This window comes from Streptomyces sp. NPDC030798 (assembly GCF_055572275.1).
The window spans coordinates 44,090-50,089 of record NZ_JBVIDR010000011.1 but is presented as its reverse complement, the minus strand read 5'-3'; the positions used below and the strand labels follow the sequence as shown (position 1 = coordinate 50,089).

Sequence of the window (6,000 nt, the reverse complement as noted above, 5' to 3'; positions counted from 1 at the left end):
ACCGTCCCCGACGAGCAGAACCAGCCCCCCGTGCCGGAGGCGACCCCCAGGCGGGGCAGCTCGCCGTCCCGGGCCCGGACCTGCCGCTCGCCGCACTCGCCCCGCAGCTGCCGTACCGCCTCCACCAGCAGGAACAGTCCCCGCATCCCCGGATGCTGGGCGGACAGCCCGCCCCCGTCGGTGTTCACCGGCAGTTCCCCGCCCCGCGCCAGCAGCCGTCCCTTCTCCACGAACGCCCCGCCCTCGCCCTTGGCGCAGAAGCCCAGGTCCTCCAGGGTCACCAGGGTCATGTAGGTGAAGGCGTCGTAGATCTGCGCGAAGTCCATCTCGGCCGGCCCCACCCCCGCCCGCTCGAAGGCCAGGCGTCCGCTCACCGCCGCCGGGGAGACCGTGAAGTCCGTCCACTCGGACATCGCCGCATGCGAGACGTGCTCTCCGGTGCCGAGGATCCACACCGGCCGGGTCCGGCAGTCCCGTACGTACTCCTCGGCCACCAGCAGCAGCGCCGCCCCGCCGTCCGAGCGGATGCAGCAGTGCAGCCTGGTGAACGGGTCGGCGATCATCGGCCCCGCGAGGACGTCGTCGACCGTGATCGGCTCGCGGAACATCGCCTCCGGGTTCAGCGCCGCGTTCGCCCGCGCCTGGACCGCCACCTGCGCCAACTGCTCGATCGACGTGCCGTGTTCGATCATGTGCCGGCGGGCCGCCATCGCGTACTTGGCGATCAGCGTGTGACCGTACGGCACCTCGAACTGCAGCGGACCCCGCGCGCCGAACGACAGGTTGCCGGTCCGGCGGCCCGCCCTGATGTCCGCGCGTGCCGTCGAGCCGTAGACCAGCAGGACCGCGTTCGCGTGGCCCGCCGCGACGGCGTCCGCCGCGTGGGCCGCCATGACCTCCCAGGTCGAGCCGCCGACGGAGGTGGAGTCGACCCAGGTGGGCCGCAGGCCGAGGTACTCCGCCACTTCCACCGGGGCCAGCGTGCCGAGACCGGCCGAGGCGAAGCCGTCCACCACGGCCCGGTCCAGACCCGCGTCGGCGAGGGCACGGCGGGCCGCCTGGGCGTGCAGGGCGTACGGCGTCATGTCGTCCACCCGGCCGCAGTCGGAGAGGGCCACTCCGGCAACGGCGACTTTCCGGTTCCCGGGTCTCATGGAATCTGACGGTACATCAGATCAGGTGACCGGCGGCAGGTGGCGTGGCTCTGGGCTTCCCCCCTCCGCCGCCCTAACATGACGCTCCGTCAGATCAGGTCGGAGGGATCGGATCAGCCATGGACACGCGTCTCACCGCCGAGCAGGACGAGATCCGCCGCACCCTGCGCGAACTGCTGCACAAACGCTGCGGCGCCGAAGAACGCCGGGCCGCCGTCGACAGCCCCGCCGGTCACGACCCGGCCCTGTGGGCCGCCCTCGCCGACCGGCTGGGCCTGCCCGGACTCGCCCTGCCCGAGGCCTACGGCGGCGTCGGCTGCTCCGTCACCGAACTCGCCCTCGCCTGCGAGGAGACGGGCCGGGCCCTGGCGCCGTCCCCGCTGCTGGCCACCTCCGTCCTCGCGGCCCCGCTGATCCTCTCCCTCGGTACTCGGGCACAGCGCGCCGAGCTGCTGCCCCGGCTCGCCGCCGGCGCCCTCACCGCCGCCCTCGCCGTCCCGGGCCCCGCCCTCACCACCGCCCTCGGCCTGACGGAGTCGGGCAGCGGCTTCTGCGCCGGTGGGGGCCGGGCGGGCGGTGTGCAGGCCCGGCGGGACGGGACCGGGTGGCGGCTGTACGGGCAGGTCGACCAGGTACTGGACGGGCACGGCGCCGGGCTGCTCGTCGTCGCCGCGCACACCGGGGGGTTCACGCGGTCCCGGACGCTGCTGTTCCTGGTCGCGGGGGACGCCCCCGGGGTCGTCCGGACCCGGCAGACCGCCCTTGACGCCACCCGGCCGCAGGGCCGCGTCCAGCTGCGGGAGGTGAGCGCCGAGTTGCTGGGCACCGCCGACACGGACGTCCTCCCCGCCCTGTCCGCCCTCGGCGACACCGCCGCCACCGTGCTCGCCGCCGAGGCCGTCGGAGCCGCCGACCGTGCACTCGCGCGGACCGTGGAGTACGTAGGGCAGCGCGAGCAGTTCGGGCGGCCCATCGGGTCCTTCCAGGCCGTCAAGCACCGCCTCGCGGACGTGTACGTCCAGGTCCAGGCCGCCCGCTCGGCCGCCTACTACGCCGCCTGGGCGGCCGCGCAGGGCGGGACGGTGGGGGGACTCGCGCTGGCTCAGGCGCTGGAGGCGCTGCGGTGCGCGGCCGGAGAGGCGATCCAGTTGCACGGCGGGATCGGTTTCACCTGGGAGCACGAGGCGCACCTGTACTTCAAGCGGGCGGCCGGGGACGACCTGCTCTTCGGGCCGGTGCACCGGCTGCGGGACCGGGCCGCCGAGGAGTCCGGGCTGTTCGCGCGTGCGGAGGTGGCGGTGTGAGCGCCGGTGTCGGGGTGCGATGGGTGCAGAAGGTGTCGTCCACGCGGGCGTTCGCGAAGGTCGCCCCGCATGTCGTCCCGGCCCTGGACCGGGCCGTCCACCGGCTCACCCGGGGGAAGGTGCTGCTCAGCTCCCGGATGCTGCCCGGGGTGATCCTCACCTCCACCGGCGCCCGCAGCGGGCTGCCCCGGCGGACCCCGCTCGCCTGCATGCCCGAGGAAGGCGCGGAGAGCTGGATCCTCGTCGGGTCCAACTTCGGGCGGACCGACCACCCCGCCTGGACGCACAACCTGCTCGCGCATCCCGGGGCGGCCTCGGTGAGCTGGAAGGGGCGGGACATCCCGGTCACCGCCCGGCTGCTCACGGGGGAGGAGCGGGCCGCCGTCTGGCAGGCCCTCCTCGCGTTCTGGCCCCCGTACGCCACCTACCAGGCCCGGGTCGAGCGGGAGATCCGGCTGTTCCGGGTCGTGCGGAGGGAGCCGGACGGCACCTGAGCGCGCCGGGGTCTGGGCGTGCCGGCCGGACAGGTCGGTGACGCGGCTGGCCGGTGTGCGGCCGCTCCTAGAGCGTCGCCAGCCGTTCCACCAGCAGGAACGCGCCGATGCCGAGCATCGCCGCGCCGGAGGTGCGGGTGACCGCGCGGGCCGCCGCCGGGCGGGCCGCGAGCAGGGCGCGGGCGAGCGCACCGACGGTCAGGTAGACGGCCGCGCAGCAGGCCATGTGCAGCAGCCCGAGGACGGCGGTCTGCTCGGGTACGGGCAGATGGGCGCCCCGCAGCGTGAGGAACTGGGGGAGGACGGAGAGATAGAGCAGCAGCCCCTTGGGGTTCAGGCCGCTGATCGTGGCACCCCGCAGGAAGGCCCGGCCTTCGGCGGGGAAGGCCGTGTCTGCGCCCTGGCCCGCACCTGAACGCCCGCCCGCGTCCGGCACCGCCGGCCGGCGCAGCACGCCCCACCCCAGCCACAGCAGATAGCCCGCCCCCGCCACGGTCAGCGCCGTCAGCAGCCGGGGTGAGCCCGCCACCAGGACCGCCAGTCCCGCCGTCGCCAGGACGGTGTGCAGGGCGTACCCGCACACCAGCCCCGCCACCGCGCGCAGCACGGAGCGGCCGCGCAGCGCGCTCGCGATGACGTACGCCCAGTCGGCGCCCGGTACGCACACCAGCAGCAGGTCCACGGTGAGGAAGGAGAAGAGCAGTCCCGAGTCCATGCTGGGGACATTAGGCGTGAATGGCCCGAAAGTGTTGCCGAAGTTTGCCCGTGATCGCGACAGCGGGGCAAGAATCTTCCCCATGGACGACGTGGACCGGAAAATCCTTGCCGAGCTGCAGCAGGACGGGCGGCTGACCGTGACCGAGCTGGCCGCCCGGGTGCGGCTGAGCGTCTCGCCCTGCCACCGCCGGCTGCGCGAGCTGGAGCGCTCCGGCGCCATCGAGGGCTACCGCGCGGTGGTGGACCCGGCCGCGCTCGGGCTGAACTTCGAGGCGCTGGTCTTCGTCTCCATGCGGCAGGAGGACCGGGACACGGTCGCCGAGTTCGAGCGGGCGGTCAGCGAGCTGGAGCACGTCCTGGACGCCCAGCGCCTCTTCGGCGAGCCCGACTACCTGCTCCGGGTGGCCACCGCCGACCTCGCCGCCTTCCAGCGCCTGTACGACGAACGCCTGGCGACCCTCCCCGGCGTGCAGCGGCTGACCTCGACGCTGGTGATGAAGCACGTCGTACGGGACCGGCCGCTGCCCGCGTGAAGCGCTTGCGGGTCCCGACAGCGACGCAGGCGGTGGCTCACCGTGGTGAACCACCGCCTGCCAGACAGGACTTGGACCCGTGAAGGGAGATGAGCAACCGCGGAGTTATCTGGTCGGCTTCTTGCCGGTCACGCCCAGGTGGACCAACAGCGCCAGATTCGGCTTGAGTTCGGCCTGCTTCACGCCCCAGGAGGAGAAACCCTTCTGATGGGCCGCCACGGCCGCGAGCATCGCGACCAGCGATCCGGCCACCGCCGCCGGGTTCACGTCCTTGTCGATCCTGCCCTTGGACTGGAGTTCCGCGATCGAGTCGGCCAGGGAGTTGTTCACCGAGTTCAGGATCTTCATGCGGATCTTGTAGAACCGTTTGTCCCCCTCGGCGGCGCCGAGGTCGACCACGCGCAGGATCGCGTCGTTCTTCCGCCAGAACTCCAGGAAGCCGTCCACGAGTTCCTGCGCGGTCTGCCAGCCCGCCTTGCCGACCCAGGCACGTCCCTCGAGCAGTTCGGTCAGTGCGGCACCCTCGGCCGCCATCTGCTCGGCGATCTCCAGGACGGCGCCCTCGACGTCGGGGAAGTACTGGTAGAAGGTCGCGGGCGACGTGCCCGCCTTGCGGGCGACATCGATGACCTTGACGTCCCGGTAGGGGGAGGAGCTGAGCATCTCGCTGAGGCAGTCGAGCAGCTTCTGCCGGGTCGCCTGCCCACGCCGGCCGGCCACACGGCCGTCGACGGTACGCACTTGTCCTGTCATGTCGTCAGCTTACCGAGGGGTGATCGGAGCGCGATTCGGCCGACTGCAAATGGGGTGCGGGGGTGTGGAGGGGCTGGTGTGGCTGGTCCTGCGGGGTGCGCGAGGCCCGGTTACTTTGGCGGCATGGCCGAAAACAGGGCATCCGGGAACGAAGAGGCATCCGGGAGCGCGGACGTGTACGGGGAGGGCGTGCCCTGCTGGGTGGACGCCCAGCTCCCCGACCTGGAGGCGGGCAAGCGGTTCTACGGCGATCTCTTCGGGTGGACCTTCGAGGAGGCGCCCGGCTCCTCCGTGTGGGCCCGGCTGGAGGGGAAGCCCGTCGCCGCTCTCGGGCGCAAGGCCGACGGCCGGATGCCCACCGTCTGGACCGTGTACTTCGCCACCCCGGACGCGGACGCCCTCGGCCGGCGGATCACCGCGGCGGGCGGCCGGCTGGTGATCCCCCCGTTCGCGGTGGACGACCTCGGCACCGCCGCCCTCGCCGCCGACCCCGACGGCGCGGTGTTCGGCCTGTGGCAGTCCACCGCCTACCCGGGCTTCGGCCTGCGGCGCGTCCCGGGCACCTTCGTCTGGGCCCAGCTCTACACCCGCGACACCGCCGCTGCGAACACCTTCTACGGCGACCTCTTCCACGACGCCCTCTTCGGCGCGGAGGCCGGGCCCGACTTCGGCCGCGCCCACGTCTCGGAGGTCTTCCCGGCCGAGATGCCCCCGCACTTCCTCGCCCACTTCCGGGTCACGGACCTCGACGACGCCCTCGGGGCCGTCCAGCGGCTCGGCGGCCGGATCCAGGCTCCGCCTTTTGAGACGTCGTACGGACGAGTGGCCGTCGTCACCGACAATCAGGGGGCGTCGTTCGCGGTGCTCCAGCGCTGAACGCCGCGGCATGGCAGGAAATCACCGTATTAAGCACGAGACACCCCTATTTATCACCGGGTTCGCAACCAGCCGCCCGGCCAGGAAGAATCGGGGTGCGTGCCGCCCGGGCGGTGCGGTGGTGAGACGCTGCACTCCGCTCGCATATGCGGGTGGCGCGCGGCTCGTA

At 72.9% G+C, this 6,000-nt stretch carries 7 protein-coding genes; 4 read left to right on the top strand and 3 right to left on the bottom strand.

Going from position 1 to position 6,000, the window contains the following annotated elements:
* Window positions 1-1,154, bottom strand: a 1,154-nt coding sequence (locus ACZ404_RS24520; RefSeq protein WP_468443285.1) for a thiolase C-terminal domain-containing protein, incomplete at its 3' end; no start/stop codon positions are given.
* Window positions 1,155-1,273: 119 nt separating this feature from the next.
* Here ACZ404_RS24520 and ACZ404_RS24515 point away from each other — a divergent pair.
* Window positions 1,274-2,458 (top strand): acyl-CoA dehydrogenase family protein, encoded by a 1,185-nt coding sequence (locus tag ACZ404_RS24515; RefSeq protein ID WP_468443283.1) that lies wholly within the window; start codon window positions 1,274-1,276, stop codon window positions 2,456-2,458.
* Window positions 2,455-2,952, top strand: coding sequence for a nitroreductase family deazaflavin-dependent oxidoreductase (locus ACZ404_RS24510; protein ID WP_468443281.1), 498 nt, complete (start codon window positions 2,455-2,457; stop codon window positions 2,950-2,952). The genes ACZ404_RS24515 and ACZ404_RS24510 overlap by 4 nt, the downstream gene beginning before the upstream one ends.
* Before the next feature lie 67 nt (window positions 2,953-3,019).
* On the opposite strand, the gene ACZ404_RS24505 is transcribed toward ACZ404_RS24510, so the two are convergent.
* The gene (locus ACZ404_RS24505; protein WP_468443279.1) at window positions 3,020-3,667 is read right to left on the bottom strand and encodes a LysE family translocator; all 648 of its coding nucleotides are present in this window, start codon (window positions 3,665-3,667) and stop codon (window positions 3,020-3,022) included.
* A gap of 82 nt (window positions 3,668-3,749) precedes the next feature.
* Between ACZ404_RS24505 and ACZ404_RS24500 the strand changes: the two genes are divergently transcribed.
* Window positions 3,750-4,202 (top strand): Lrp/AsnC family transcriptional regulator, encoded by a 453-nt coding sequence (locus ACZ404_RS24500; protein ID WP_468443277.1) that lies wholly within the window; start codon window positions 3,750-3,752, stop codon window positions 4,200-4,202.
* Between the two features lie 105 nt (window positions 4,203-4,307).
* On the opposite strand, the gene ACZ404_RS24495 is transcribed toward ACZ404_RS24500, so the two are convergent.
* Window positions 4,308-4,955, bottom strand: a complete 648-nt coding sequence (locus ACZ404_RS24495; protein ID WP_468443275.1) for a TetR family transcriptional regulator — start codon at window positions 4,953-4,955, stop codon at window positions 4,308-4,310.
* Window positions 4,956-5,078: 123 nt separating this feature from the next.
* Here ACZ404_RS24495 and kbpA point away from each other — a divergent pair, with 123 nt between their 5' ends.
* On the top strand, window positions 5,079-5,831 hold the full coding sequence (gene kbpA, locus ACZ404_RS24490; protein WP_468443273.1) for an AfsK-binding protein KbpA: 753 nt from the start codon (window positions 5,079-5,081) through the stop codon (window positions 5,829-5,831).
* Window positions 5,832-6,000: the final 169 nt, after the last annotated feature.

Coding starts and splice junctions, on each gene's coding strand:
- ACZ404_RS24515 (WP_468443283.1), top strand. CDS start 1,274: ATGGACACGCGTCTCACCGCCGAGCAGGACGAGATCCGCCGCACCCTG.
- ACZ404_RS24500 (WP_468443277.1), top strand. CDS start 3,750: ATGGACGACGTGGACCGGAAAATCCTTGCCGAGCTGCAGCAGGACGGG.
- kbpA (WP_468443273.1), top strand. CDS start 5,079: ATGGCCGAAAACAGGGCATCCGGGAACGAAGAGGCATCCGGGAGCGCG.
- ACZ404_RS24495 (WP_468443275.1), bottom strand. CDS start 4,955: ATGACAGGACAAGTGCGTACCGTCGACGGCCGTGTGGCCGGCCGGCGT.
- ACZ404_RS24505 (WP_468443279.1), bottom strand. CDS start 3,667: ATGGACTCGGGACTGCTCTTCTCCTTCCTCACCGTGGACCTGCTGCTG.